The 23,533-nt window shown below is 45.2% G+C and carries 39 protein-coding genes and 1 tRNA gene; 2 read left to right on the top strand and 38 right to left on the bottom strand.

Annotated features, from left to right (window positions below; translation table 11 throughout):
* Nucleotides 1-23: 23 nt before the first annotated feature.
* The 38 genes from RS881_RS21825 to RS881_RS21980 all read right to left on the bottom strand — a co-directional run bounded on the left by RS881_RS21825 (nt 24) and on the right by RS881_RS21980 (nt 22,010).
* Nucleotides 24-671: a hypothetical protein gene (locus RS881_RS21825; protein ID WP_315823020.1), complete on the bottom strand. Its 648-nt coding sequence runs from the start codon at nt 669-671 to the stop codon at nt 24-26.
* An 80-nt stretch (nt 672-751) separates the two neighbouring features.
* The gene (locus RS881_RS21830) at nt 752-2,404 is read right to left on the bottom strand and encodes a hypothetical protein (protein WP_315823021.1); all 1,653 of its coding nucleotides are present in this window, start codon (nt 2,402-2,404) and stop codon (nt 752-754) included.
* Complete coding sequence (locus tag RS881_RS21835; protein WP_315823022.1) at nt 2,394-2,762, bottom strand: terminase small subunit-like protein; 369 nt, start codon at nt 2,760-2,762, stop codon at nt 2,394-2,396. Before RS881_RS21835 ends, RS881_RS21830 begins: the two co-directional genes overlap by 11 nt.
* A 197-nt stretch (nt 2,763-2,959) precedes the next feature.
* Nucleotides 2,960-3,244 carry a helix-turn-helix domain-containing protein gene (locus tag RS881_RS59810; RefSeq protein WP_350340159.1) on the bottom strand — a complete coding sequence of 95 codons (285 nt, stop codon included), beginning with the start codon at nt 3,242-3,244 and terminating at the stop codon, nt 2,960-2,962.
* A gap of 127 nt (nt 3,245-3,371) precedes the next feature.
* Nucleotides 3,372-3,809: a hypothetical protein gene (locus RS881_RS21840; RefSeq protein ID WP_315823023.1), complete on the bottom strand. Its 438-nt coding sequence runs from the start codon at nt 3,807-3,809 to the stop codon at nt 3,372-3,374.
* 140 nt (nt 3,810-3,949) lie between these two features.
* Nucleotides 3,950-4,153 (bottom strand): hypothetical protein, encoded by a 204-nt coding sequence (locus RS881_RS21845; protein ID WP_315823024.1) that lies wholly within the window; start codon nt 4,151-4,153, stop codon nt 3,950-3,952.
* Nucleotides 4,150-4,752, bottom strand: coding sequence for a hypothetical protein (locus RS881_RS21850; protein WP_315823025.1), 603 nt, complete (start codon nt 4,750-4,752; stop codon nt 4,150-4,152). The genes RS881_RS21845 and RS881_RS21850 overlap by 4 nt, the downstream gene beginning before the upstream one ends.
* A 201-nt stretch (nt 4,753-4,953) precedes the next feature.
* A complete protein-coding gene (locus tag RS881_RS21855; protein ID WP_315823026.1) occupies nt 4,954-5,430 on the bottom strand; it encodes a hypothetical protein in 477 nt (158 codons plus the stop codon).
* Nucleotides 5,431-5,449: 19 nt separating this feature from the next.
* Nucleotides 5,450-5,770 carry a hypothetical protein gene (locus RS881_RS21860; RefSeq protein ID WP_315823027.1) on the bottom strand — a complete coding sequence of 107 codons (321 nt, stop codon included), beginning with the start codon at nt 5,768-5,770 and terminating at the stop codon, nt 5,450-5,452.
* Nucleotides 5,767-6,009: a hypothetical protein gene (locus tag RS881_RS21865; protein WP_315823028.1), complete on the bottom strand. Its 243-nt coding sequence runs from the start codon at nt 6,007-6,009 to the stop codon at nt 5,767-5,769. Before RS881_RS21865 ends, RS881_RS21860 begins: the two co-directional genes overlap by 4 nt.
* A gap of 6 nt (nt 6,010-6,015) precedes the next feature.
* Nucleotides 6,016-6,216: a hypothetical protein gene (locus RS881_RS21870; RefSeq protein WP_315823029.1), complete on the bottom strand. Its 201-nt coding sequence runs from the start codon at nt 6,214-6,216 to the stop codon at nt 6,016-6,018.
* A 46-nt stretch (nt 6,217-6,262) separates the two neighbouring features.
* Nucleotides 6,263-6,472: a hypothetical protein gene (locus RS881_RS21875; protein WP_315823030.1), complete on the bottom strand. Its 210-nt coding sequence runs from the start codon at nt 6,470-6,472 to the stop codon at nt 6,263-6,265.
* A 195-nt stretch (nt 6,473-6,667) separates the two neighbouring features.
* Entirely contained in the window at nt 6,668-7,009 is a 342-nt protein-coding gene (locus RS881_RS21880; RefSeq protein WP_315823031.1) for a hypothetical protein, read from the bottom strand.
* A 181-nt stretch (nt 7,010-7,190) separates the two neighbouring features.
* On the bottom strand, nt 7,191-7,412 hold the full coding sequence (locus tag RS881_RS21885) for a hypothetical protein (RefSeq protein WP_315823032.1): 222 nt from the start codon (nt 7,410-7,412) through the stop codon (nt 7,191-7,193).
* A complete protein-coding gene (locus tag RS881_RS21890) occupies nt 7,409-7,828 on the bottom strand; it encodes a hypothetical protein (RefSeq protein ID WP_315823033.1) in 420 nt (139 codons plus the stop codon). Before RS881_RS21890 ends, RS881_RS21885 begins: the two co-directional genes overlap by 4 nt.
* 3 nt (nt 7,829-7,831) lie before the next feature.
* Nucleotides 7,832-8,245 carry a hypothetical protein gene (locus RS881_RS21895; protein ID WP_315823034.1) on the bottom strand — a complete coding sequence of 138 codons (414 nt, stop codon included), beginning with the start codon at nt 8,243-8,245 and terminating at the stop codon, nt 7,832-7,834.
* Nucleotides 8,242-8,445: a hypothetical protein gene (locus tag RS881_RS21900; RefSeq protein ID WP_315823035.1), complete on the bottom strand. Its 204-nt coding sequence runs from the start codon at nt 8,443-8,445 to the stop codon at nt 8,242-8,244. The genes RS881_RS21895 and RS881_RS21900 overlap by 4 nt, the downstream gene beginning before the upstream one ends.
* Nucleotides 8,442-10,148: a DNA cytosine methyltransferase gene (locus RS881_RS21905; protein WP_315823036.1), complete on the bottom strand. Its 1,707-nt coding sequence runs from the start codon at nt 10,146-10,148 to the stop codon at nt 8,442-8,444. The genes RS881_RS21900 and RS881_RS21905 overlap by 4 nt, the downstream gene beginning before the upstream one ends.
* Before the next feature lie 45 nt (nt 10,149-10,193).
* Nucleotides 10,194-11,042 (bottom strand): hypothetical protein, encoded by an 849-nt coding sequence (locus tag RS881_RS21910; RefSeq protein WP_315823037.1) that lies wholly within the window; start codon nt 11,040-11,042, stop codon nt 10,194-10,196.
* Nucleotides 11,039-11,446 carry a DUF1064 domain-containing protein gene (locus tag RS881_RS21915; protein WP_315823038.1) on the bottom strand — a complete coding sequence of 136 codons (408 nt, stop codon included), beginning with the start codon at nt 11,444-11,446 and terminating at the stop codon, nt 11,039-11,041. The genes RS881_RS21910 and RS881_RS21915 overlap by 4 nt, the downstream gene beginning before the upstream one ends.
* Nucleotides 11,446-12,960 (bottom strand): replicative DNA helicase, encoded by a 1,515-nt coding sequence (gene dnaB, locus RS881_RS21920; RefSeq protein ID WP_315823039.1) that lies wholly within the window; start codon nt 12,958-12,960, stop codon nt 11,446-11,448. Before dnaB ends, RS881_RS21915 begins: the two co-directional genes overlap by 1 nt.
* A complete protein-coding gene (locus RS881_RS21925; protein ID WP_315823040.1) occupies nt 12,960-13,175 on the bottom strand; it encodes a hypothetical protein in 216 nt (71 codons plus the stop codon). The genes dnaB and RS881_RS21925 overlap by 1 nt, the downstream gene beginning before the upstream one ends.
* 360 nt (nt 13,176-13,535) lie before the next feature.
* Nucleotides 13,536-13,787, bottom strand: coding sequence for a Lin1244/Lin1753 domain-containing protein (locus RS881_RS59815; protein ID WP_350340237.1), 252 nt, complete (start codon nt 13,785-13,787; stop codon nt 13,536-13,538).
* Nucleotides 13,788-13,847: 60 nt separating this feature from the next.
* The gene (locus tag RS881_RS21930; RefSeq protein ID WP_315823041.1) at nt 13,848-14,459 is read right to left on the bottom strand and encodes a hypothetical protein; all 612 of its coding nucleotides are present in this window, start codon (nt 14,457-14,459) and stop codon (nt 13,848-13,850) included.
* Nucleotides 14,395-14,634 carry a hypothetical protein gene (locus RS881_RS59820; protein ID WP_350340160.1) on the bottom strand — a complete coding sequence of 80 codons (240 nt, stop codon included), beginning with the start codon at nt 14,632-14,634 and terminating at the stop codon, nt 14,395-14,397. The genes RS881_RS21930 and RS881_RS59820 overlap by 65 nt, the downstream gene beginning before the upstream one ends.
* Nucleotides 14,635-14,837: 203 nt before the next feature.
* A complete protein-coding gene (locus RS881_RS62585; protein WP_527250412.1) occupies nt 14,838-15,134 on the bottom strand; it encodes a DUF8468 domain-containing protein in 297 nt (98 codons plus the stop codon).
* On the bottom strand, nt 15,025-16,080 hold the full coding sequence (locus RS881_RS21935; RefSeq protein ID WP_315823042.1) for an RNA-directed DNA polymerase: 1,056 nt from the start codon (nt 16,078-16,080) through the stop codon (nt 15,025-15,027). The genes RS881_RS62585 and RS881_RS21935 overlap by 110 nt, the downstream gene beginning before the upstream one ends.
* Before the next feature lie 210 nt (nt 16,081-16,290).
* Nucleotides 16,291-16,692: a hypothetical protein gene (locus RS881_RS21940; protein ID WP_315823043.1), complete on the bottom strand. Its 402-nt coding sequence runs from the start codon at nt 16,690-16,692 to the stop codon at nt 16,291-16,293.
* A 41-nt stretch (nt 16,693-16,733) separates the two neighbouring features.
* Entirely contained in the window at nt 16,734-17,174 is a 441-nt protein-coding gene (locus RS881_RS21945; RefSeq protein WP_315823044.1) for a hypothetical protein, read from the bottom strand.
* Between the two features lie 412 nt (nt 17,175-17,586).
* Nucleotides 17,587-18,021: a NinB/YbcN family protein gene (locus RS881_RS21950; protein ID WP_315823045.1), complete on the bottom strand. Its 435-nt coding sequence runs from the start codon at nt 18,019-18,021 to the stop codon at nt 17,587-17,589.
* A gap of 563 nt (nt 18,022-18,584) precedes the next feature.
* Nucleotides 18,585-18,758 carry a siphovirus Gp157 family protein gene (locus RS881_RS59830; RefSeq protein ID WP_350340161.1) on the bottom strand — a complete coding sequence of 58 codons (174 nt, stop codon included), beginning with the start codon at nt 18,756-18,758 and terminating at the stop codon, nt 18,585-18,587.
* Nucleotides 18,749-19,018, bottom strand: a complete 270-nt coding sequence (locus tag RS881_RS21955; protein WP_315823046.1) for a hypothetical protein — start codon at nt 19,016-19,018, stop codon at nt 18,749-18,751. Before RS881_RS21955 ends, RS881_RS59830 begins: the two co-directional genes overlap by 10 nt.
* A complete protein-coding gene (locus RS881_RS59835) occupies nt 18,964-19,317 on the bottom strand; it encodes an ERF family protein (RefSeq protein WP_350340162.1) in 354 nt (117 codons plus the stop codon). The genes RS881_RS21955 and RS881_RS59835 overlap by 55 nt, the downstream gene beginning before the upstream one ends.
* A gap of 138 nt (nt 19,318-19,455) precedes the next feature.
* Nucleotides 19,456-19,752 (bottom strand): hypothetical protein, encoded by a 297-nt coding sequence (locus RS881_RS21960; protein WP_315823047.1) that lies wholly within the window; start codon nt 19,750-19,752, stop codon nt 19,456-19,458.
* A 4-nt stretch (nt 19,753-19,756) separates the two neighbouring features.
* Complete coding sequence (locus RS881_RS21965) at nt 19,757-19,963, bottom strand: hypothetical protein (protein ID WP_315823048.1); 207 nt, start codon at nt 19,961-19,963, stop codon at nt 19,757-19,759.
* Between the two features lie 296 nt (nt 19,964-20,259).
* Nucleotides 20,260-20,342 (bottom strand) — tRNA-Phe (locus RS881_RS21970).
* 1,141 nt (nt 20,343-21,483) lie between these two features.
* Nucleotides 21,484-21,687, bottom strand: coding sequence for a hypothetical protein (locus RS881_RS21975; RefSeq protein WP_315823049.1), 204 nt, complete (start codon nt 21,685-21,687; stop codon nt 21,484-21,486).
* A 107-nt stretch (nt 21,688-21,794) separates the two neighbouring features.
* Nucleotides 21,795-22,010, bottom strand: a complete 216-nt coding sequence (locus RS881_RS21980) for a hypothetical protein (protein ID WP_315823050.1) — start codon at nt 22,008-22,010, stop codon at nt 21,795-21,797.
* 104 nt (nt 22,011-22,114) lie between these two features.
* On the opposite strand from RS881_RS21980, the gene RS881_RS21985 reads away from it, so the two are divergent.
* Both RS881_RS21985 and RS881_RS21990 read left to right on the top strand, forming a co-directional pair.
* On the top strand, nt 22,115-22,423 hold the full coding sequence (locus tag RS881_RS21985; protein ID WP_315823051.1) for a hypothetical protein: 309 nt from the start codon (nt 22,115-22,117) through the stop codon (nt 22,421-22,423).
* A 538-nt stretch (nt 22,424-22,961) separates the two neighbouring features.
* A complete protein-coding gene (locus RS881_RS21990) occupies nt 22,962-23,267 on the top strand; it encodes a hypothetical protein (protein WP_315823052.1) in 306 nt (101 codons plus the stop codon).
* Nucleotides 23,268-23,533 lie beyond the last annotated feature (266 nt).

Here is a 23,533-nt window from a genome sequence, read left to right on the forward strand (position 1 = left end):
GATCTTCCCTTGCTTGGAATAACCTAACCGTTTGACTTGGTGAGGTTGTAAAGCAGATTGCCGGCAGGTATAACAAATTCTCCATCATCCTTCCAGGCCTTGGAGCCATTTACTGGGTCGTCAGGAAAATAGTTTTGATGAGGTATCGAGTTGGTATTACCGAACTGGATTAGTGTATCATGGCCAAAATATCGGGTTCCTAAAAGCGCCGTGTAGATGTGATCCTTGTACCACACCTGGTCGCCACCCTTGTATTGCCCTTTAAGATCAAATACCGGATGGGGATAGTTGGCATAGAATAGATCATACTGGATACCCAATAATAGCCAGTGCGAGGGGTTGAATACCCCGGGCACCAGAACAGCAACTATGCACTGGTAAACCTTACCGCCTTGCAGGCACAATTGCCCCTCGATATAAGTCGAAGCACTACTGAATGCGGGTGCATCCAGATAAACCCTATCGGCCGCATGATAATTTACCTGCGGATTATAGGCTTGAGTATTTGTAAACTCATTTTCTGTGTCATACTTCTGAACGAGGTGGGAAGTTATCTCTGACTGTGCAAAGAGTTCAGCAGAAACGAGGAGGGTCCTATCACCCGAAATGATTTGTTGAAGGGAGACGTCTTGGATTGCTTTATTATAGTCAGCGGGATATAGGTAACCCATTGTAGAATTGTTGCTCTAAGGTAGTAATGAGTTACTAATATTTTTAGGCTAATGTTATTAGTAGTGCCTATCAAATATTCTTAGTACGTATTACGGTTAGCTACCTTTCCGGTTTTATGGCCACCACCTGATGAGGACCCCATTTTTTGATACCTGAAGAAATAGGAGGAGAAGGCAAAGCAGTAGAAGTAATCGTTTGCATCTGTACAGTGGTGGTACTTTTGTGAGGTTATCTGGGTGACAGTATCTTTCTCAGTCTCCTTCAGTTTGGTTCCGTCGCTGTCTTCCTTACCAAATTGGTAATCTGCCAGGGTGTGCTGGCAATTGTCGCCTATGATGAATTCGAGTCCTTCCAAGCTCTCACTAAAGACTGCGTTAATCCACTTGCCGCGCATGACGACACTGGGCGCTGATTCTGCCACACGTAGGGAGGGCCTGAACTCCTTTAGCTCCCTCATGATGATAGTATAGTCATTACTGCCCTTCTCGCTCCTGGTGTCTTCCTTACGACCGGACGGGTCACCGTAGATAAACATGCCTGCCTTGTGCCCCTTAAAAATTTTGCACAGTTCCCGACATACGTCCTCAGTTCTGTTGCGGGGCGACCGTAAGCATATCTCAGCTATCTGGATAACCTTCTTGCCTACGATCTGGTGGATCAGGCAAGTCATGTATGGGTGAACATTAAAGTCGAATGTGACGTGTAAGGCAATATTTGGGTTGTACAGGTATGGTAAACCATTCAGCAACTTGTTGACCACCGTGTTTCGCTTCAGGTCGAACAGCTTATAGAATTCGCCACCCTTCTTGATCGGCTTGGGGTCTTGCTGCAGCTGGGCCTCAAAAACGTAGTTACTGATTTTCTGTAGCTTCAATAACTCCTCGACAGTATGCTTCAATGGCCATAAGGCTGTGCCGTCTTCCTTAAGGCAAGGCAGACGCAATATGGTCCATTCGCCTGGTTCAGCTTCCATCAGGTAGCCACTGAGGTCGTTCTCATGTACGCGCTGTTGGATGATGATAATTGGTGTATGGCGGCTGTTCACCCGGTTACGGATGGTAGACTCGAACCTCTCGTTGATACGGGTTCTTTTGGTAACAGAATGGCCGTCCTCGGGCTTGATAGGGTCATCGATGATCAGGGCGCCGCCGAACTCTCCTTTGGTGGAGTACTCTTGCATGCCGGAGAAGAACTCGTCCAGGGCATCACCATCGATCGTGCTGTTCTCTTCCTTGTCCTCCTCATCTACTTTACCTGCACCAAATCCCGTTACCTGGCCACCGGTAGCGGCAGCATACACACCGCCACCTACTGTCGTATACCACTTATCCTTGGCTTTGCTGTCCTTCTTGATCTGTACATCGAACAACTCTTGGAAGGGTTCGGACATGACAATATCCTTGGCCTCTTCTGAATTGTCCAATGCCAGCTTTGCAGAATATGTCAGGTGGATAAACTTGGCCGCTGGGTTGAGGGCCAGACCATGGGCTATGAAGTTCTTTACCGCCAGCTCCGTCTTTCCATACCGAGGGGCAATGTTGATGATCAGTTTCTTCGTCTCGCCCTTCAGCACCTTTTCCAGAGCGGCTGCAATAAGCTCGTGGGGTTCAGCAACAATGTACTTTCGGCCCTGCCTCTTTTTGTACAGGTACCGCGTCATGAACAAAAGCGATTGCCGGCACTTAAACCTGGCAACTTTCAGGACTGATTCTTTGTCAACCTCAACATTCATCTTCCAGAGCTTTACCGATCTCCTTAATCTCCTCGGTCGTCAGTTGCTTAGAGTTGTAGTTAGTGTTCTCATTCTTAGTCTCCAGCTTCTCCCCATATTTTTTTGGCTTCAGTTTGCTGGCAATCCACTTCCTTGTTTCAACCCGCAACTTGGACCGGTTAGTCACTTCCTTGTTTTCAACCTCGTAGGAAATGTCTCCTTTCTCAATGGTCATGAGGTCGTTAGTGCCATCATCAGCTATTTCGATCATCTCTTCGATCATGAAATCCGCCTGTTCCTCCTTCGCGCGCGCGTATTGTGCTGAAAAATCTTCCCTGTTCTCTCTCAACCACTTAAGAACCGTTGAGACGGCAGGCATACCTGGCATTTTGCATATTGTGCGAAGGCTTTTTTGAAGTAGTGGCTATCTGCTCACAAATGAAATCAGCAATTTCAGGAGTGTATACCTCCGGCCTGCCACGTTTATTTGCCTCCTTACTGGTATCGCTTTTTGTATGCTTCGCCATGTTTCAAAAATACTAAATTATTTAGCATCATTCGCCAGCATGAGATCGATCACTCGACGGCGTTCCGGTGACAATGCGTTATATTTTCGTTCGAACTCGCCTTCCCTGGGCGGGTCACTGCTAAGTAACTGGTCGAGGATAATTTATAAATATGGCTTATTGCAATGAGCATATCAATATCCGGTGTAGCTCTCCCAGCTTCATAGTGCTGATATCGGCCTATCTTGACTCCCAATTGGTCCGCCACCTGCTTGATAGTATAACTCGCCTGTTTACGAAGGTCTTTGATGCGGGCAGGAAGTAGGTGGCGGTAGCTTACTTGCTGAAGTTCCATAAGAATGTTTTTGGAGTTCTGTATAGTACCCGAGTACGTGTCAGGTCTGGATGGCTGTATGTGTCAATTGACTGGGTTACCATGAAGTTAATCACAATGGCATAAAATAATATTCTTGCTAATTTTCTCATGGCTTTGGAAGTTTTGATTTTATCAATTCGCTAAGATTTGCGCCATCCTTCCATTTGAATAGGTCATAACCAGTCAGAACAGGCTGTTCCAAAAGCCATGCTTCATACCCCTTTTCCGCTGCTTCAGGTGTGGAATAGACACGCCATAATTTAGTTCCAGGGTAATCATAAACGCTTTTTGCTAATTCCTCTGCAAAGATTCCTGAGAGCACAGAAGGTTTGCCCGGAAACACCAGTAACACATTAACATACACTACTGTACTGGGATCATAAATTTTCACCCCGTCAGCAGTAGTAAATAATGGTGGCTGATTTCTTTCGAGTGTTGGAATGGAGATTTCCTGTCGAAGAGCGGCGAGCTCTGCTTGTATCTTATTCAAGAGAATAGAAACCTCTTCCAAATGGGTAAGACCAGGCGTGTTAATGAGGGACATGAGAAAAGCACTGTTTTAGTAAAAACAGGCTCGATGTAAGTGGTATGGCAAAGATGGAGGTTTTATTGAAGCCGGCCAATATCAGTTATGAACATAGGGTGACCGACTGTGCATAACGTGTTGCACGTGAAAAATCAGTTCTATTTCCTCTGCTGATGCTTATGGATTTCCACCAGCCGGTCTATCTCCTCCATCATTCTCCTGGTCCCCGCTTCCGGGTCTTTCGTCTCTACGCCCACGGTCATTCCTTCCAGGAGGGCGAAGTCTACGATCTTGCGGGCCTGCTCGTTGTCGTGGATCTCGTTCATTACGTGGTCGTAGAGTACTTTGTATGCTGGGTTCATGGAGTTTGGTTGTAGTTTTCTAATGCGCTGCCTACAATGCCGGCGATGGTATAGTAGTAGCCCTTGTCTTCGCCCATCATTTCTGACCTGGTCAGCTCCTCCCGGATCGCGGCCAGTATTTTATCTTTAGAATAAAAAGGTTGGGCAGTGAGTTCATCATAGTGCTTCAGGCGCCTTTGGATCTCCTTTGTAATGTTGGTTCCGACCGTAATATCCTTCCGGGCGTATCCCCAATCCAATAACGGTTGCCATACTTCCAGCATTTCCGACTTCCATCGACGCAGTCCTTCCAGTTCCTTTAATACGTCTGTGGTCTGTCGAACAAAAGGGATATATCCGTCTCCCGTATTTAACCAATTACATTGTTTTACAATGGCCTCTACAGCCTCTGGAAAGTGAATATTGAAGACTTCATCAAACCTTTTGCCATCTCTGTGGCCAACCAACCGGATATCACCACATAGCATGCAAACACCTGTCTCTACCTTAAAATTGAAGTTCTCACCGGTGCCGCTGGTTTCGCTGATCCAATTCCAGGAGGATTGATCATTGTCATGTTTATGTTCGCAGCCCGCAGGGCAGTATTCTTTCTGTTCCATATAATGTGTTGTTTTATCCTTTACGGTATCCCCATCGTATGAGCACCTCTGTCTTCCCATCATACCGGTGGCGGTCGGCGTGGATTTCTAACACCTTCTTTATTTCGAGGTCTACATTGTCCAGAAGGATAGTGAACCAGCCCTGGCCGGGAGTGTCTATGTGGTGTGACCTGGTGCGCAAGCCTGCTTCGTTAAGAGCCTTCAGCAGGGGATAGCAGCCTTATTGGCCACGAAATCGCCATCGCCGAAATTGACTATCTCGTAATCCGGGGTAAGTTCATGGTGGTGGTTGCAGAACTTATAGGCATCAGTTGGCGCTCGTTCCAATGGAGTAGCTTCAATTGCAGGCTGGGCACCTGATTCGTCGAGCCATTCAATTTTATAGAAAGACCCATCATAGACTATCTTATCGGGAGTGCTGAAATAGGAGCCGCCAATATCATCCGGCCTGCAATAAGCCCCCATTGGTTGGCCTTCATACTTTATAGAGTAATGCCCCTCAGCCGGTAGGCGATCAGTAGCCTTTACCCACTTTGGGCCTGCCTGCTCCAATTTTACCTCATCTGCATACATTTCCAGGACTCGGGCTAAAGAATCGTAATCCCATTCGGCCGTCATCCCTCTGAACCAACCGACTTTCCTTAGATATTCTTCAGTCTCTTTTCTGTATTGTTGCATGGTATTTATGTTTTGCTGGTTAGTTATTTTCTGCCTCCCATTCTTCTTTCGTGGCAGGTATTACTTTGCCCTTGGTGATTTTATCGTAGTCTTCCCTCAGCAGGCATATTCTCTTGGGCTGCTTCGCTTTGATGTACATGATCAGGCTTTCGGCACACCACATTTTTGTATCCGGGTGGTCGTACCATTCCCTGAATATTTTATCAAATGCCTCTTCTGTTGGGAAGTCGGTCACCAGGTCAAACCGACCATTACACTCGACAGATAGTATCATCAACTTTGTTACAGGCGGCTTCGCCATAGTGTTCTTTGTGGTTGTATGTTTTCGCTTCTTACTCATGGCTTTACAGGCTTTTTACCGTTTAAGGCCCATTCAGCGTCCTTCTTATGCCTTTTTATCTCCCTTACCAATTTGTCGAAGTATTCCGGCAAAATGTTCACGCAGCCATTTTCGCCCTGATTAAGCACAATGGTGCCGTTGTAATACTCGACGCAGATAGGGCGTTCTACCTTGTGATCACCGGAGAACACATCACCCTGTTCAAATGTGAATGTTGGAACTATTATTAATTCTGGCATGATATACTATTGTTGGGTTATAGAATCCATTTCAATATGCCCCGGACACCCCTTAACGGGGTCGAAGCCCTCGCAGTTCTGTGATCCGATGTAGACCTCGCCGGCCGCCAGGCGTTGTTCCAGTTCACTCCGGACCTTTTCACCCGGTAGTTGGAAGAAGCTGGCCAGGTCTTTATCTTCCCAGGTCAAGACTTTGGCTATACCCATCTGAAGGTGATGTGACGTTGACATGGTTATTCATTCTATTTACTGATTAATAATCGAGTGACCCGTTTGGGAACTCTTCATCGTCATAGGCGTCATTGTAATCGTTGGGATCGTCTTCGTTTGGATCCTCGGCGTCCAGCCATTCGAAGAACTCATCGTCTGCTTGTTCCTCGATTTCATCCCAGCAGGCACCACAATACCCGGGATGTTTAAAGTCGAAATCCGCCTGACCCGCACAGAATTCCCCGCATCCCATACAGAAATGACCTTCCTCTTCGATGCACGTAGGACAACGGGTTGTAGTATCATCGCTATCGGGATAAGTGCATACGGTAGGATACTCTGTCAAGCGTTGACAACGGTCGCAGGTCTGAGCATTATGCACCATTGGTTACCTCCTTCTCCAGGCCTGCTGGTTTTCCGGTGTATTCAATCGAGTCATTCCAGCAGATTATCTGGCCATGAAAATCAGGGGATATTTTTGGGGCTGAAACCAGGATATAAAATCTGTTGGGGACAATCCATCATTTTTGGCTATTAGTTGAATTAATGGATGGTCCTCATTAAACCCTGAAATGCCATTACCCAGGTGCAGGAAATCATCAGCAATTGATATATCCCATGTCTTCTTTACCTCCACCTGGGCAAACTCGATCTGCTTGCTATTGTAAGGCCTTCCTGTCCATACCCGTAGACTGGCCAGGTCGCCTGCTTTCCAGCGGTTGCCGGCACGTATTGTGTGTGCCTTAGGTAAATCACATACGTAATCCTGGAATGTATCAATGAAGCGCATTGGATGAATTCTCTCAGGAAAACCAAGTTGACGCGCTATTTCACAACACTTTTCGATCGAATAATGACCCTTCCTATAAAGATGATACAGTACTTTTTCTACAAAGTAGGTCGGTTGCCCGGCTTTCGGGTGCTTACCAGGGAAGACCCTGGAAAATGTTAATACTTTCATTTTATGGCTGTTAATTAAGTGGTTGTTGCATTTTCCATTGAGCATAACGGACCCCTTGTATGATCCATTCTTCTACATCTGGTGGAATCGTTCCGTGATGCTTCTTAAAAACCTCAATGATATTTTTGGTTGCTACCTCCACGCCAGCAACCAGGATCATTTCATTGATTCTTAGCAGGGATTGTTCACCTCCGTACTTTATCATAAGCTCAAATGCTTCTTGGTCTGTCATGCCTGCAGTCTTTTATTGACCTCTTCGGCCGTTAAGAACTTTTCTCTGAGCAGCGTCAGCAATACCTCACAAAGTGCCTCTGAAGCGTTTGGAAATCCTGATCCTATAAACCAGTCCCCATTCAGTTTATAACCTGCGGTATAGCATTCGGATTCCGAATAGTGATCATATCCCTTTTCCAGGATAAATACTGCTGAATGTGGGGTGTTAGGAACTTCAATGACTTCTGGCAAAATCATTAACAGTTCGGCTACTGTGAAAGCAGCCTTACCAGCCAAATCATTCTTTTCTGCTTCGTCTCTGGTAACCGTTCGTCCTGTACCGTAGGTAATTACAAATAAACTGTCTTGTGCTATTCCAAGTTCTTTCAGGCGCTTGGCCTGATCCGAGCTGCATACTTGGTCTTGTAGTTTCATTTTTTAAAAAAGTTTTGTTGAGTAACGAAATCCCTGGAAGCCCTTTTGCGGCCACTCATACGGCGGCTTCACAACTGGCCCGGTAAACAGCACCCAATTCGTAGGAGGAAAGGACCTGACCTGCCCATCTGGCGCGTCATAGAACTCCTTTGATACATTCCGTTCATACATGATGAACTGGCAGCGGTACTGGATCTGCTTGTCAAAGACCAGGTAAACAAAGGCAACATCATGCAGCGGCAGGTTGGTGAGCTTGAAGTTCCAGATAGCATCCTCCTGACGCATGTACCGTTCAAACATTGGTTTGAATTCCTCTGTCGTCATCCCGCGATCCTCGAAGAAGGCTACCGGCAGGGTAAGCACAATGCCGTCCGGCTGGATAGATGGGTCCTTTGAATATCCTTTGCTAGTGATCATGGTTTTCCTCCTTTCTTATTCTGCTTCACATCAGGCAAAGGGACTTCCATTATCCTGTCCACCATCTGGTTCCAGTCAATGTTGCTGTACTCACTGTTCAGGCGGCGAACATCGTTTTTATAGTCCTTCGCCTTCTTTGTTTTGGGATTGCCATATACAATCGTGGGGCGAATACCAATCAGCCTATTGTTGTTACTCATGCTACCTTTTTGTTTTGGTTGTCAATTAATTTACTGGCCATGGCCTCTGTCCAAGCCTTCACAACCTGCGGTACGACCGAGTTGCCGATGAACTTCTTTTGGTCCGCCTGGTTGCCTACCAGTTTGTAATCGGCCGGGAAACCTTGAATAGCCAGCAGTTCGTGCACACGTAACATGCGCATCTTAATATCGACGATCCCATACGCCGCCATGAACTGCTTAATGGCGATCATTACCTGACTGTCTCCTTCTAAGATTGCGATGGCCAATTCACCACTTTCCGCCTGTACGAGGTAGTGATGTTTTCGGTTCGCGGTAATGGTTGGGGATGGCTGGTCGATGCTTGTTGGCTTGTTATCGAAGTTGGTTGGCATAATGAATGGTATACACTGAACCAGCCTGTGTTTATCATTCGTAACCACTGTTCCTGCCGGCTGATCGATCGATTGGTTTTGAGGATTGCTACCGTAGTGCTTATCGATAAAGTATTCAGGTTGCACCAGAGATAACCGATCGTTACAGGCGATCACTGGCGCCGGCTCTGTTACCGATCGGCAAAGGCTTTTACCATTGTAGATTGTGAGAAACTTCGCTTGCACGAGATCCTGGTTGCCGCCTGTAGCCGTAATCGTCCTGGCCGGTCCGTTTACATCAACCAGCTTGCTTTCCGGTTCTCCCGTGTTACGTTGCTGTATAAAAGCTGCTTTAACAAGGGAATGATGATCAACAGTCGTAATAGTACCGGCAGGCTGCTCCACTGATTGAGCCGTAAACCCAACAGACTGAACAAGGGCCAGGTTTGCTACGGTTGTTACAGTGGAGGAAGGATCATTCACACTATTCACCTTCCCATTTGGCCGGCCACTGTAATACTTGCTGATGAAGGATGTGTCTCCCTTTGCCACGTATTTGTGAAGACCAGCCAGGATACGTTCCAGGGTTTTATCCGATAGCGGTTTGTCCCGCGTGAAGATGCTCTCGCCCTCATCTGCGAAGTCGAGCACATCTTTTACCGGCTTCCATGGCGAAAGACCAGTGGCAAACAAGGCATGCCCTTTGGCTTTGACCTTTGCATGCGTCGCTCCCGGCCAGGTAATGGGCAGGCCATCCTTGGCAAACGCTCCAAAGAGGCGGTTGCGGGAAGTATAGGCGCCATAGTTCGCACTGTTTAATTCCTTCCATTCGTCCTGGTAACCCAATTTGCAGATATCGCTGCGCCACCGCATCCAGTCCTCACCGTTCTTCCGGCTGATCGGTTTACCATTCTCATCCAACGGCCCCCATGACATGAACTCTACCACGTTTTCTATCTGCACGTAATCCGGATCAATGGCCTTTATGTACCTGGGTAGGTGATCGGCAAGGGTCCGGCTGTCTGCGTCGCGAGGCTGGCCACCCTTTGCTTTGCTGAAGTTGGTGCATTCCAGGCTTGCCCAAAGGATCAGGTAGGCATTGGGGTACATTCGCCTGTATTCCTTCACCAAAGCAACCAAGGCCGTAAGGTCAAGCGTCCGGATATCCTCCTCGTAATGGGTAACCTCTGGATGGTTCAGCCAGTGGCTTTTGATAGCCTTCGGGTCGTGGTTCACGCAGGCAACCACCTTCGCAATTCCACTTCCTTCTAGTTCAGCAAGGGCAAAGCCAGTTGTTGTCCCGCCGGCGCCACAGAATAGATCTACTACTATGAATAATGGGTCGGTCATTTCAGTTCCTTTAATTGATCAATCAGTGTTGTGTAATTCTTCGTTTTACTCTATCTCACAATACCCGCTATCACAGGATGTAAAGTCATCTGCATGTAGGATAAGCTGGGCATAAGCCTTTTCTATCTTGGCATAAGAACCATCTGACCGCCAAAAGCCATTCTTTCCGCCCTCCTGTTCCCTAAACCATTGCATTTTATTTGGCTGTACTTGGAATTGATATTTTAGGAAAGGAGGATTTCTGTGAAAACACCCAGCACAATTATTGTAATCTGCAAAACGGACTGATTTACCTGCCCAATACCTACTGATTGTATCCTTGAAAATTCCATCCTGTATAAGCGGATATTGTGGCCTTTGCCAAGGAACTGAAATCCATTTGTTATCACCATTGGGGTGCTTTTCAAAGGATGCTTTCATTTCGAGTAATCCATCATCATTAAGTTTTCTGTCCATCTTATTAGCCCGCTTTATCTCATTCGCTCGAAAACCAATATTCATTTTTACAGGCTGGCTTAATCCATAGGTTTTTGCCCACCAATAAAACATTGGTTCAATCTTCAAAGCTGTCGTGCAATAGCGATGCAGCTTATTAGGTAGCCAACCACCGCGGTTGGCTATAACCCAATCGAAGGTTGGACCTGTCACCCAATCAATTCGTTTACCCAAGTACTGTTCCAGGTCCAGCATTGTGTAAATGATGGTATCATCCTCTGCGGTGGCTATAAAAGGGGCTTGTATGCGATCCTCTACTTCCTTTATGATAACCCTGTCTGGAAACCGGCATCTTTCATCCTCAATCCTCACCAATGCAAACACCAATGCATCGGCTGGATAGTTTGCCGCTAAATATGTCGATGTTTGACCGCCGCTTACAGAGGTGACTATTTTCATACTTCTTTAATTGTTATTCCATAAATGGCCTTCATTAGGCTTTTCTTTCTTCGATACAGGGGTATCTTCCGGGTTACCTCGCTCTTCACATCCTCCACGATTCTTTCGCCGGTCTTGGCATCCAGGTAAACAAAGTCGGCGATGTAGGTGCAGATCTTCTCGTCGTTCACCTTCAGTTCGAAACTTACCTGTAGTTCCAGGAAACCAATATGACCAGCCTTCTGCATCAGCTTCAATTCTCCATACCTCTTCGCCTCCTTCACACTGTCAAACTCGATCCCGTCTACCATAGTTTTCCGGTTGTTGTACTTGCTCCGCTTCTCCTTCTTGTGCTGGCCACCTAATAAGTGCTGGTTCAGGTGTGCTACCTTGCTATTAGCGATATGTTGTATAGTGAAGCGCATTAGAAAGGCTGATCGTCTCTTTCAGTTTCGTAAAAATTTGTACGAACAGGTGACCACTTTTGCCCCTGGCCAGTAGGTAAGCCGGATGGAAGATTCATGTCCTCCATTTCAATAAACTTCTGAATGTGAAGCAATGCCCGTAGCTTGATCGTTTCCAGCGAACCGTTCCGGTGTTTTGCGATCCGGATATGCGTTTCCCCTTTGGTAGATTCGCCGTGCTCATTGGTATTTTGATCGTAGTAATCAGGTCGGTACATAAATATGACCATATCAGCGTCCTGTTCGATAGCGCCGGATTCTCGCAAGTCCGACAACTGCGGCATCTTATTCCCTTCTTTCCGTGATTCTACTGCACGACTTAATTGTGATAGGGCTATGATTGGTACATTTAGCTCCTTGGCTATCTGTTTCAATCCCCTTGATATTCCAGATATTTCCTGTTCCCGGTTCCCTCCTTTGCCGGACATTCCGCTCATCAGCTGCAGGTAATCAATAATGATCAGTCCAATGTTGTGTTTCCGTTTTAATCGGCGGGCTCTTGCTCTCAGCTCCATGATATTCAATGCTGCTGTGTCGTCAATAAAAATGGACGCCTGCGCAAGCCTTTGTATGCCCTTTTCATACAATTGGTTCATTTCGTGATCATCCATTTTACCACGGGAAATCTTTTCCAGCCAGATATCACTTTCAGCAGACAGCATCCGTTGACAGAGCTGTTCCTTGCTCATTTCTAGGCTGAAAAGAGCTACTGGTGTACGCTTAAAAGGGTCAAGAGAAGAGTTACGAACCAGGTTAAGAGCAAAGGCCGTCTTCCCAACTGCCGGTCGGGCCGCAAGAATAATTAAGTCAGTGTTTTGCCATCCATTTGTTACTTTATCGAGTGCAGGAAAGCCACTTGGTATACCAGTAATATCTACATTCTGTTTACGTAGGTGCTCTATCCTCGTTACCGTGTTCACCATAATTGAATCCAGTGCGCTATATGTTTGCTTCAGACTACCGGTAGTTAATGCAGTGATACCCATTTCATGTTCGGCAAGCAAATCGAAAACGTCAGTCGAATCTTCATAAGCCATACCGATAGCCTCACCGCAGAGTTTAATGATTTGCCGCTGTATGTACTTTTGCAGTATGATGCGTGAATGGGTTTCAATGTTTGCTGACGAGACCACTGAATTAGTGAGCCGGGTTACATAATAGGGGCCTCCTACCATTTCCAATTCGTCTTGATTCCTCAATTCCTCAACCACGGTCAATATATCAATGGGCTGGTTCCTTTGCTGAAGGCGAAACATTGCTCCGTATATCCGTTGATTGGCGTCAACATAAAAGCATTCCGGTTTAAGAATTTCGGAAACCACATCAAACACATTTTCCAGCAGCAATGCACCAAGTACAGCTTCTTCCATATCCTTTGCTTGCGGTGGCACTTTCCCGTAGACCATGTTGCTCATATCCACCGCTGGACGTCGCTTATCCTGCTTCCTATCCCAAAAAGTGTTTTTGCTGTTCATCAATGCTCTTTGTATCGTTCAATGATTGGTTGGTATTTTGCCGGACTCTCGATCACGTAGTTGAAGTCAACCTTCCAATTCCGGTTATTATCGCCTGTGTAAAATGGATTTTGCCGGATAGAGGAAAGGATTTTGAAGAAATCAAATTCGGGTTCCCTTGTACGGATGCGAATCTTATTCCGCCGGTCGGGTGTAATGCTTTTTACTTTTTCCAATCCATTGTTTGGTGCAAAAATGTTCCAAGCATCAACATACGGTTCGGCAAAATGTGGCTTGTGTTCGGTTACAAAAGTTTTTATAGCCGTATACACCTCCCTCGCATCCTTGCCAGTATTTGTTTCACAAAGTGTTTCATAATCCTTTTCAACTGGGCCTGTATGTCGGCCTCGCCTGAGGCCATGACTCCGTTAGGAGTCTCTTTAGTTTCTTTTCCTTTACTTTCCTTTACTTTACTTTGTGTACTTTTTGATGTAGAAACATCTGCTTCGCCTGGGTTTTCAGTGTAGAAACTCGGTTTTTCAGGGGTTTTCTGCCTACGATTAACATATACGTCAGATATTCTGCCTACAAACCCATCAGACCAGACAACCTTTTTTACTCCACAATTCCCGATCAATTGCCTCCAAACCAGCCAGCAAATCCAATATTTGGTAGATTGTCTCACTGGATAGCCGGGTTTTGGCCTGTAGAAACTCCATGTCAGCGACGTTATTACAATCCAGATAGTGGCCATCCTGAGTACCAATGAACTCCAGGAGCTTGAACCAAAATGCATAACCATCGTTGCCAAATTTCTGCTCAACTATGAATAGGGTCTTCCCCGATATACAGTCATGGGAAAAATAATCAACTCCATTTTTTTCGGTCTTGCCATAGGTTTTAAGTGATTATATGGTTCGGAGTTTGGGCATTATACATGGTACTTTGATCCAGTCGAAAAACTCGCGTTCGGACTGCCAGGCGGGCGGCCGTTCAGCATACGGGTTGATGCACTTCCAAAGTATCTTCCCATCCTTCTGTTTTGTACCAATACAGTCTGCCTTCTTACGCAATCCCTGGTCGGTGCCTACCCAGCCTATCTTATTCCAGCCTACTGCTATGTTTCTGGCCACATAGTCGGCACTCCCGGTCCGGATAGCCAGTTGCCGGTAATAGTCGTCGGGCACCGGCATGAACAAGTCTAGGTTGATACCCTGTGGTAACACAATCTGCATGTACCGGCCTGTCGGCTCCCCTTTAATCACCTTGCCCAACTTGGCCACCACCTCAACATACCTTGGACTAATCACCATGACCTGGGTAGCTCCGAATAGATCCGCATGAACCTGTGGCAGAAAAAGAGGCTGACAAACCACTTCTATATCCTTTACCTCATATTTTTGGCGTCGGATGCTTCCTGCAATATTGATCCGTGTCTTATCAGGAGCCACCCTTTCACAATTTGGAGCCAGTTTCTCGCAGATTGAAATGGCTATATCTCTCGCTTTTTCGTAGTGCATAGGAGTTACTTTGATAAGTAAGCGTTATATACCTCATTTTTAACCACTCTACCTCATTACGTGTGTATTCGTGTACAGATATTAAATCCTTTAGCCTGTCACGGGCATGGATTACGGTAGAATGATGCCGCGCACCGAACCGATCTGCTACCGACGTGACTGTCGCCTTACTCAATAAGCATATTAGGTATTGAGCAATATGCCTGGCATAAACAATCTTCCGCTTTCTGCGCTTTCAAGGATTTCTTCCTTGGTCACATCAAGGCGATTACAAACGGTATCTATTACCGTTTCCATGTCAGGTGTTTTAGGGAACTCCCGTTTCAAACATTGTTTTATACCAGGTATGCTCATATAGCTTATTTCCATATTTCAGGATTATGAAAGAATGAATAGGTTGTTCTCTTTAAGAATTGTCGTCTCTAATGGGAAGGCTGTTTTTGGCACCTTTTCGAGTATTTCCATTAAAGACTTAGAGCCTATAAACACCACATGCATTGTCCCGTTAACTGATATCTGCATGTGCAGGCATTTGCCCTTGTCTTTGTAGATAGAATCCTTTATCTCATAGGCGTGTATTAAAATCAGGCGGTTCAATATCCAGTCGATTTTGATTTTGTCCCCGGTATAACCCTTTCTTTCGATGGTTATGCCCAGGTCGGAAAATTTTGTCATTAGTTAAGGTTTTTAGTAGATGTCTGCAATCCGCGTGACATGCCCAGCCATAATAGGAAGCAAAGGATCGCATGTTTGGATTCCTGGCCATCATTCGGGCAAATCGTTTCTTTATGCTTTCTCTTAATCTGGTGTGGGTGTGGTAGAATATATAACCCACGAAATCAATACCCCGCGCAGATACCGGGAATACCTGGTAGTTTCCTTTTACAGCCAGGCACAGCTGATCGGCCAGGTAGTCGGCAAGTTTGATCAATAGACCGTGCAGGTACTCTTTACTACTCGCCAGGATCACGATATCGTCCGCATAACGGAAGTAGTATTTCACCTTCAGCACCTCCTTAACCCAGTGGTCAAAGAAAGTCAGGTAGTAATTGGCGAAGTATTGGGATAGGTAGTTGCCGATCGGCAGGCCCGGGGCGCTGTCTATGATCTCATCAAGGAGCCATAGTAGATCCTGGTCCTTTATCTTCCTTCTTAATAGCTGCTTTAGTATTCTGTGATCAACATTGGGATAGAATTTCCTGATATCGAACTTCAGGCAATACATGGTTCCCTGTTCATCTGCAAGAGCCCTTTTAACGGCCTTGGCAGCCGCATGAATTCCCCGGCCTTTAATGCAGCTGTAGGTATCAGCCGTGAACGTAGAGACGAAAATGGGCCCCATTACGTTCATTACAGCATGGTGTACGATCCTGTCCGGATAATAAGGCAACTGGAATACTTCCCTTTCCTTCGGCTCGTACACAAAAAATGTAGTGTAGGCAGACGTTTTAAAGGTCTTATCAAGTAGGCTGTGATGCAAAGCCAGGATATTAGCCTCCCGGTTTCGATCATGGACCTTGATACCATATTGGTCCTTCTTACCCTTCCGGGCGATCATATCCGCAGCTTCCAGGTTCTCAATGCTACAAATCCGTTGATAAACATTACCTACTCGCTTCATCAGCCTTTATTTTAAGAGGTCACCTTCTCCGTAGATACCAATGCCCTCGAAAAAGAATGTATTTTTCTGGCAAGAGCCAAGGTCTGTACTGTTTTAGAAAGCTATATAGGTGGGCACTGACGTTCGAATTATCGTGATCGTTATCGTAATCGTTGTACGAAAAACTGCCACTGGAAGAACTACAGGCTTACAGTACACAACCTATTCGGTTTAGGAAACCAATAACATTATGATCTCCCACAAGTCGATATACTTCTCAGCAAATTCTTTACATTCCTCCCAGGTGTTGGAGGTAAGGCGGGCACAGACGTTCGAAGAATCGAGATCGTGACCGAAATCGAAGTACGAAAAACTGCCACCGGAAGAACCTGGTACATATCCTTCCTCAGCCTCAAACCATGCGCTATATTTCCGCTTTGAATGATTGGTAATGTCATACTGCTTACCATCCTTGGATGCCTCAATAAGCACCGCCAGCATGTAATGAGCAGTGATGTAAAGGGCCAGGTCAGGCCGTAACATGCTGACATTTGGCAATTCAGTGGAGATACCCAGCTTTTGGGCAGCAGCTTCGAAGTCCTTTTTGGTTTGTTCTTTGATTTCTGGTAACATGCGTTTTATTGATTAAGAAGGTGAAAGAAATTATTCGCCGGTCAGGTATGTCTTGTAGTATGCCTCCATGCACCTGCCCAGGTGTTCAGCCTTTTAGCTGTATCCACGCGAAGGCGGGCACCGACGCACGAAAGAACGAGACCGCAATCGCAATCGTAGAACGAAAAACCGCCACCGGAAGAACGGAGAAAGTAGGGATAGTAAAAACATTCCTTTGCTGGCTTACCCTCCCGAAGTGCTGCAGCAAATGTCTTAATGGCCACCTCTGCCTTTTCGTAGTCATCCTCGCAATTATCAAACAGGTCGTCAAAATCAATCCCCAATTCCTCGCAGGCCTGTTCGAGGGTTGTAACCCGTTCGAGGACGATTTGTGACTTGAATGTCTGTGGACCAAACAAGTTGGATAACACGGCTTTTACGTCGTCGCATCCAGCGTTATAGGCCTTTAAGGCGTTCTCTTTTGTAATAACCAAATTTTCCATTGTTATGATGTTTTAATTAATCTGCTTTTTTGATAGCCCCAGGCTCTTAGCCAGGGTGGGATGTGTTTCTATTACCCGATGACAGTTCGTGCACAGCTTCACGCACTCGTCATGTAACCTATCTCCTAATCGGCCGGCCGGATGATGCTTTTCAGTTGCCCAGTACTGGCAATCCTGGAAGGCCGTAATGATCTCATGTGATTTGGCTTCGATTAGGGCGACGGAACAAACGGGCCTGTCTTTGAATTCAGTTTTCTTTTGGGCGGAGTAAATGCGGATCCTTTTGGCTTGCTTCTTACCTACAGGGCGGATTCGGGTTCGTTTTTCTTGGGCTTCGGAGGGCGCCTGCAGGGGCCATTAGTCGGGCAGGTCGGATGTTTACAGGGGCGGTTTGGGTTTTCATAGGAGCGGATTAGTAGTTGAATTTTAATTCCTGATCTGGTAGCGGTATCGTTATACTCAGGTATTCAGCTGCCCATTGGGCTATCTTGTCCACGTACTCCATCATCTGGACGGTGGTCATTTCAGTGGTACTACCACCAAACTCCATTACAACACCATCACTGTTGACCAATTGTTGTTTATTGAAATTTCCTTTCAGGAATTCATGAACTTCCTCAGTAGTCATATCATAACCAATATTGAGCAGGCCAAGCCTGACCTCTACCACCACAACACCCCAGTAATAGTTGTTTTGGGGTAATGATCGCGTTTTCGCTTTCCGCTCAAACTTCACCTTGATTTCCTTGCCTTTATTATCCAGGCAATATTGATCCAGCCTTTTACGATTGTGCACCGTTAACTTACCGGTATTGTCAATGGAGGCATTCAATTCAAGGTTACGCATGGGACATGATTAAGGATTCAAGTCGATGATGTAAGCAGGCTATTATAGCAGGTGCATTCAACTGAGTCTCCAATATTGGTCCATGCCAATCACCAGTACCATCCATAAGATATACCCCATCAGGCCCAAGCCATGCACCATAAACATTAAAAGTCATATTGTGAGGGAGGCTCACTTGCACAGGGTCAGCCAACATCACCTTCCCAGTCTCGGATTGAGATAGAATAGACTCTATAGCGGAAAGCTGGCTCATTTGATTTGAAGGTTTTTCTTTTCATCCAAGGATGCACCAGGAACGGATTTGCCACCTTTAATGGCTTCAGTTATCCGCTTCTTACTAATCGAGGGGATAGGTCGAAGTAGTCCAGCAGGTCAACATCTGCCCCTGGATAATCTTTAAATCATCTTCAGTGGCTTCCTTCAACTTTTCAGGGTCCCAAACGATGCTAACCTTTGCGTACTTTAATATATTGTCCTCAAACCCATCTACAAGGTTCAGGGGCTGGATTTCCGGTAAGAAAGCGTAAGTGTAGGTGTAACTATCTTCTCCACTTTAAACTGCCTCATAGCCTCATCCAAGCGGCTTTTAAAGGCTTCGCTCCGCTTAACTGATTTCCCTTCAAAACCTGTAACCTGGCTATTTCATTCTCAATGGCTGTAGTTATATCATCAAAGGACTTCACCACAAACCCATAACTGACCGCCTTATCCTGGAACTCATCTTCAGTTAATGCCAAAGCCTGTTCCAACTCGGGGGTAAGTTCCCCGCCATTTTCTTCAACTCCCGGATCAGAGCAACGTGCTCTGTCCGGATATTGTACATCGTATTAGTTGGCTGGAGCATTAGATGTTGTTTTTGTTGTGCCTTTAATAGAGTGATTTCATTAGCAGCAGAAATGCGGAAATACTTCTTAAGGGCTTCTACACTGCTCTTTCCTGCCATCATCTTCTCCACTGCACCCTGCCACTCTTTAGTGCCCTCATTAAGCCATGGCAATTCACCCTCTTTGCTGTCTTTCTTTGGCTCCTTTTACCATCCTTCCCACTGGCACCATTACCATCATCGTCTTCCTCAATATTCAACCCAAGCACAGCACAAAGGGAATATCTACGCTGGTAGGTAATAGCGGACCCTAAGCTTTGTGGATCATTTTTAACCGGCTTCATGAAATACTCGCCAATAATGTATTCACCTGATTCGGCATGCATCAACATAGTTGTCAACCCCCCGTCACCAGTGGGAACCTGGGTAAAGGTTAGTCCACTCTCGGTAAGAGGGGTTTGTATGTGGTCCAAAATGTTAGATAAGGTTGCATATCCGGCTCTAAAAAGGGGTTCTTAGCATCCTTCTTAATCGCTCCAACCTTTACATGAAACAGCAGAAGGGCTGCGGCAATGCTTTTATTGATTCGCTTTTTTGCATAGCAAGGATGTTTATGCAGTTAACAATATTGAATCGTGGGCGCCGGTAATCTGGAGAATGGAAGCCTGGTAGGCCGCCTCAAACTCTTCCTTAGTGGCCGGTGAATACATCGGGGTAAATAGTTCTTCAACACTACTCCTCCAGAAATCTCCATCCTCGGGAGACCATACAGTTAAACCCCGTTTGGAAACGTTAATCACCTTGCCCTCCTCGGTAATGCAGGAAAAACCACCCGGCATGTATTTGTAATAGGAAGGAGTTTTGATGGATATTGTGTCCTTCACCTTCCGTTGTACTTCTATTTCCATAACTTTATCTCGCTTTTAGATTTAGCTTTTTATAAGCCCCGGTAATTTCACGTGACCGGGGCTTATGTTTACTTAATGAGTAGGCATAAACAAGATTACTCAATAACCTCTTGGGGGCGGCCTCGCCTTCCTGTCCTGCAGCATTCGTGTTTTCGGCTGGCAGTTCAGGGGAAAGTTGCTCAGCTGCAGCTTGTTCTTTTGGATCAATCATTTCGATTTGTTTTATGATGAATAAATAAGAGACTGAATAGAAGGACCGGCCCGTATACCGGTCCCTGGTTTACCAATCATTGCTTGCCATTATGAAAAAGAAATCTTCCTAAAGAATGCCAGCACTTACGCGGCTGGCTTACAGTATCGGAAATCCTTCTCTGTCATCCATTGGCTCACCGACAACCGATTTTGCCGCAGGCGGAATAGAGTTATCCAGGTTATCCCTACAGAAGTTTCGGCGCCTGTCGCCTATCTGTGGCTCCTCCCCACAGCTTCTCTACATTAAAAGGTTTGTGAAGCAGGTTGGATTCGAACCAACTCTTAGCACCGGTGTTCAGCCGGATGACATTCCTATTCGCCATTATGCCCACTGCTCCTTGAAGGGCGGGTATTTCCTCCGTCGAGACAAATCACTTTTTACAGCTATTGCAGCGCGCCCGTACCCTGTGATTAAAGAGTTTACCAGCACTGCGTAAACCACCTACATCGAGCCTGTTAATCTTTTCGTGCATCCCCTGGAAAAGGAATGCCGGCAGTGCTGGTTGTAATATTTTAAGAGCTTGGGTTAAAAACTGGGGCGGCCCCATGCCACCACCCAGTATTCCCTAAACCCGATGCAAAGAACTTTTAAAGAAGAGCGGCCGACATAAAACAACCGCTCTTATCAATCGTACCCATTAATCGGCACCCTGTGCCTGAGAGTTCAGCGCCTTAACCGCTTTTGCTGACCTGGTTGTCACCCAGTCCAATATCAGAATGATAATACTTAGCGTAGCTGTGATGGTTGTCATAGGGCCTAATCTTTGGTATAGTAATCCTCTGCATCAACCTTGATGAAACAAAGTGCAATACAGGCTATCAGTAGCATTCCTATACGCTTAATCATGGTAAAACATTTCGGTGTCAGGATCAAGCTCTATGGGAGAATCTATAAACAACGGCACCCATAAAGCCATGAAAGCAAGCCATATTTTATTTAAGATTCGTACCATGCTTAACAATTTTGAATGTTAGGAAAAGGGTAAGCACAAAAAGGATAGCGGTCATTGTTAGGATAATCATTGCTCAGTTGTTTGACAGGGTTGGGATTGAGGGTTTTCCACTAATTCAATTACTCGTTCAACAAGAAGGGAAGCATACCAGTCAATGAATGACCGATCAAAAGGCGCAGGTTCTATGATTTCCTTCTTCTCCATACTACTTCCGGTTGGGGTTCATGATCCTGGTACAGGCTTTTAATGCTTCCTCTATGGTCAAGTTCACTATCATACTCCTTGGTTAAGACGAACCCGGCGACTTTCACGCCGTGGCCGTTTCGGGTATTCAACCCTCATCAGTTAACCTAACTCAAGATTTATTCATCACCTCGTCCCTCTCCAATCTCGCTTGCTAAGCACATCTGCGGGTACTTATTCCGCCAGCTTCGGTTTGCGCTTTCTGGTTAAGACCGGTAGCGAGGTGACTCAAGTGCCTCATTATGCTTCCCGGTTTCGCCGAAATACGGCTCATCAGTTAACCTTAATCTGCATATTTCTCAAGTATGGATGCTGCAATTGTTGCCTCTTTGGCACGAATGAGAACAGTAAATCGGAAATGACTGCCTGTCCACTTAGCCCTTGCTTCAATCCCAGCTTCTGTCAATTCCTTAAGAGCATCAGGAGATACTGTGTGCTTAATGTCTGCAATCAGTTTGAAGCGTTCTGTCAGCTTTATGCTTTTCATGTTTTGTTATCGTATTAAAATAATTACTACTAAGTGGGTATTGACTTTCCGGTTTCTGAGTTGTTACTTTGTCCCTTCATTAATCAATCCTCACTTCAGAATCCAGATCATTTACTCGTTAGCGTTTCTGATTCCAATACCGAAGGACAATACTCAAAACCATGTTGCTCATAAACACGACGGGCCTTATCACTTGTTAATCGGTCATCATGTTCCTTAAACCATCGCAAAATGGTATAGGTGGAATTTTCGAAGGCATCAGCCAGGGCTCCTACTACCGAGTCTGGTATCTTTTTACCCTTTCTTTCAGATTTGTTTGCCATTGTATTATTTTTGGTAGCGTTTCTGAAAGCAATATTACATTGCATTTTGCAATGTTCAAAATAAAATGCAATGTTTTATTTGCATTTTGCAAATTTTTCATATTGTGAAATCATCAGCCAAAGACATTGAAAAATATTCAACAAAGGAGATGGATTCTTTGATAGAATCTATAATCGAGGCTAATTCTGGGCAAAATGAGACAAAAATTGCTTTGTCATTGGGGTATAATGCAGGATATTTTGCGCAATTGAGAAGTAGAGAGAAGAGAGGCAATGGGCCCCAAGTTTCAGCAAAACTTATGGAAAGAATAAAGCAGTACAAGGAATCTTTGCAAAATGCAAAGACTAAGCTTCCTAAACAAGATTACGAACTGGATCCTACAGGTGTAAAAAAACCTTGGGAGATTATATAAATAAAATAGAGGAACATAATCTGTTCCTCCAAACTTTACTTGTGAACGGTTTAGCGGGTTTACAAAATTCGATGCACATTAATTTTGACAGATTGCATGAGGGCCAAGCTGTCCAAGAGACAAGCAATAAAGCCTGGGTAAAGGTAATGGCTCGATTACATTCGGGCGGCAATAAAGAGAAAGAAAACGAGTTGCTGGGTGAAATGGACAATATCTTTGCCGCCGAGACTCGTCCAGATGCCAGTAAGAACAATGAGGTCTAGCACACAAAAAACAAGGCGTTACCGCTTCATTAGGATAGCTCATGTGAAGAGGGTTTTGAGGTAAAAGAATAGTGATTATAGACACCGGATTTTAAAACTGACGCCTTTGAATAGTTGTGATAGTAAGTATGCTGTGTAAATATGTGCGATTGGGGTTATGAAACTAAGCATTCCTTACCAATTTGCAATACCCACTTTGTGGTATATTGCAAGGCAGTAAGTGGTTTTACTTATTATTTCCCAATTTGATCCTTTTAAATATTTATTTACTCAATATGAAAATCCTCTCCTTCTTGCTTTTATTGTTTTGCTGTGGATCTGCGTTAGGTCAATTATCCCAGGTTGCTACTGCACCTTTTAAGGAAATAGGGAAGGCAAAATCAGGATTAGTTTTTATTGCTAGTATTAGTTATGTAGTAATGGAGAGTGACACTACTTTCCGTCTTGCTTATACAGATGTAGGTAGGGCATTTTCTGGCCTTCAAAGTATCACATTTAAGAATGTGGATAATGCCCTTGATCAGTTATATATCACAATAAAAACGCCTTTAGGTCTGATAATAATACTGTCGTCAATTTAAAATTGGGTGAAACTTTTATTAGCATTAAAACAGTTAAAATCTTCACTCAGAAAAGTGTTCAGGTCAAAATTTTAGATCGGGGATATTTTGAATTAGAGAATAATCGACAAGCTGATAAGTTGTTTGGAAGGCGGTAAATATTATTATAAATCCCTTATATATGAACCAGTCAGACTTGCTATGGTATATAATATTCGGATTCCTGGTAAATGCCCTATGCATTTATATGATCATCGAATCAGCCACAAATACGAAAACAAAGGTCA

Source organism: Paraflavitalea speifideaquila (assembly GCF_032395985.1).
GTDB classification, from domain to species: domain Bacteria; phylum Bacteroidota; class Bacteroidia; order Chitinophagales; family Chitinophagaceae; genus Paraflavitalea; species Paraflavitalea speifideaquila.

Excerpts from the sequence above, each read along its gene's own strand:
- RS881_RS21870 (WP_315823029.1), bottom strand. The coding sequence starts at position 6,216 with ATGGGTATAGCCAAAGTCTTGACCTGGGAAGATAAAGACCTGGCCAGC.
- RS881_RS21890 (WP_315823033.1), bottom strand. The coding sequence starts at position 7,828 with ATGAAACTACAAGACCAAGTATGCAGCTCGGATCAGGCCAAGCGCCTG.
- RS881_RS21865 (WP_315823028.1), bottom strand. The coding sequence starts at position 6,009 with ATGCCAGAATTAATAATAGTTCCAACATTCACATTTGAACAGGGTGAT.
- RS881_RS21965 (WP_315823048.1), bottom strand. The coding sequence starts at position 19,963 with ATGATTGATCCAAAAGAACAAGCTGCAGCTGAGCAACTTTCCCCTGAA.
- RS881_RS21905 (WP_315823036.1), bottom strand. The coding sequence starts at position 10,148 with ATGACCGACCCATTATTCATAGTAGTAGATCTATTCTGTGGCGCCGGC.
- RS881_RS21990 (WP_315823052.1), top strand. The coding sequence starts at position 22,962 with ATGAAAATCCTCTCCTTCTTGCTTTTATTGTTTTGCTGTGGATCTGCG.
- RS881_RS21835 (WP_315823022.1), bottom strand. The coding sequence starts at position 2,762 with ATGCCTGCCGTCTCAACGGTTCTTAAGTGGTTGAGAGAGAACAGGGAA.
- RS881_RS21830 (WP_315823021.1), bottom strand. The coding sequence starts at position 2,404 with ATGAATGTTGAGGTTGACAAAGAATCAGTCCTGAAAGTTGCCAGGTTT.
- RS881_RS21945 (WP_315823044.1), bottom strand. The coding sequence starts at position 17,174 with ATGGAAAATTTGGTTATTACAAAAGAGAACGCCTTAAAGGCCTATAAC.
- RS881_RS21850 (WP_315823025.1), bottom strand. The coding sequence starts at position 4,752 with ATGGAACAGAAAGAATACTGCCCTGCGGGCTGCGAACATAAACATGAC.
- RS881_RS21975 (WP_315823049.1), bottom strand. The coding sequence starts at position 21,687 with ATGAAAAGCATAAAGCTGACAGAACGCTTCAAACTGATTGCAGACATT.
- RS881_RS21960 (WP_315823047.1), bottom strand. The coding sequence starts at position 19,752 with ATGGAAATAGAAGTACAACGGAAGGTGAAGGACACAATATCCATCAAA.
- RS881_RS62585 (WP_527250412.1), bottom strand. The coding sequence starts at position 15,134 with ATGACAAAATTTTCCGACCTGGGCATAACCATCGAAAGAAAGGGTTAT.
- RS881_RS21825 (WP_315823020.1), bottom strand. The coding sequence starts at position 671 with ATGGGTTACCTATATCCCGCTGACTATAATAAAGCAATCCAAGACGTC.
- RS881_RS21845 (WP_315823024.1), bottom strand. The coding sequence starts at position 4,153 with ATGAACCCAGCATACAAAGTACTCTACGACCACGTAATGAACGAGATC.
- RS881_RS21880 (WP_315823031.1), bottom strand. The coding sequence starts at position 7,009 with ATGCGCTTCATTGATACATTCCAGGATTACGTATGTGATTTACCTAAG.
- RS881_RS21855 (WP_315823026.1), bottom strand. The coding sequence starts at position 5,430 with ATGCAACAATACAGAAAAGAGACTGAAGAATATCTAAGGAAAGTCGGT.
- dnaB (WP_315823039.1), bottom strand. The coding sequence starts at position 12,960 with ATGAACAGCAAAAACACTTTTTGGGATAGGAAGCAGGATAAGCGACGT.
- RS881_RS21900 (WP_315823035.1), bottom strand. The coding sequence starts at position 8,445 with ATGAGTAACAACAATAGGCTGATTGGTATTCGCCCCACGATTGTATAT.
- RS881_RS21940 (WP_315823043.1), bottom strand. The coding sequence starts at position 16,692 with ATGTTACCAGAAATCAAAGAACAAACCAAAAAGGACTTCGAAGCTGCT.
- RS881_RS21930 (WP_315823041.1), bottom strand. The coding sequence starts at position 14,459 with ATGCACTACGAAAAAGCGAGAGATATAGCCATTTCAATCTGCGAGAAA.
- RS881_RS21915 (WP_315823038.1), bottom strand. The coding sequence starts at position 11,446 with ATGCGCTTCACTATACAACATATCGCTAATAGCAAGGTAGCACACCTG.
- RS881_RS21935 (WP_315823042.1), bottom strand. The coding sequence starts at position 16,080 with ATGAAGCGAGTAGGTAATGTTTATCAACGGATTTGTAGCATTGAGAAC.
- RS881_RS21895 (WP_315823034.1), bottom strand. The coding sequence starts at position 8,245 with ATGATCACTAGCAAAGGATATTCAAAGGACCCATCTATCCAGCCGGAC.
- RS881_RS21885 (WP_315823032.1), bottom strand. The coding sequence starts at position 7,412 with ATGACAGACCAAGAAGCATTTGAGCTTATGATAAAGTACGGAGGTGAA.
- RS881_RS21875 (WP_315823030.1), bottom strand. The coding sequence starts at position 6,472 with ATGGGATGCGGGGAATTCTGTGCGGGTCAGGCGGATTTCGACTTTAAA.
- RS881_RS21950 (WP_315823045.1), bottom strand. The coding sequence starts at position 18,021 with ATGCGTAACCTTGAATTGAATGCCTCCATTGACAATACCGGTAAGTTA.
- RS881_RS21860 (WP_315823027.1), bottom strand. The coding sequence starts at position 5,770 with ATGAGTAAGAAGCGAAAACATACAACCACAAAGAACACTATGGCGAAG.
- RS881_RS21980 (WP_315823050.1), bottom strand. The coding sequence starts at position 22,010 with ATGGCAAACAAATCTGAAAGAAAGGGTAAAAAGATACCAGACTCGGTA.
- RS881_RS21840 (WP_315823023.1), bottom strand. The coding sequence starts at position 3,809 with ATGTCCCTCATTAACACGCCTGGTCTTACCCATTTGGAAGAGGTTTCT.
- RS881_RS21910 (WP_315823037.1), bottom strand. The coding sequence starts at position 11,042 with ATGAAAATAGTCACCTCTGTAAGCGGCGGTCAAACATCGACATATTTA.
- RS881_RS59810 (WP_350340159.1), bottom strand. The coding sequence starts at position 3,244 with ATGGAACTTCAGCAAGTAAGCTACCGCCACCTACTTCCTGCCCGCATC.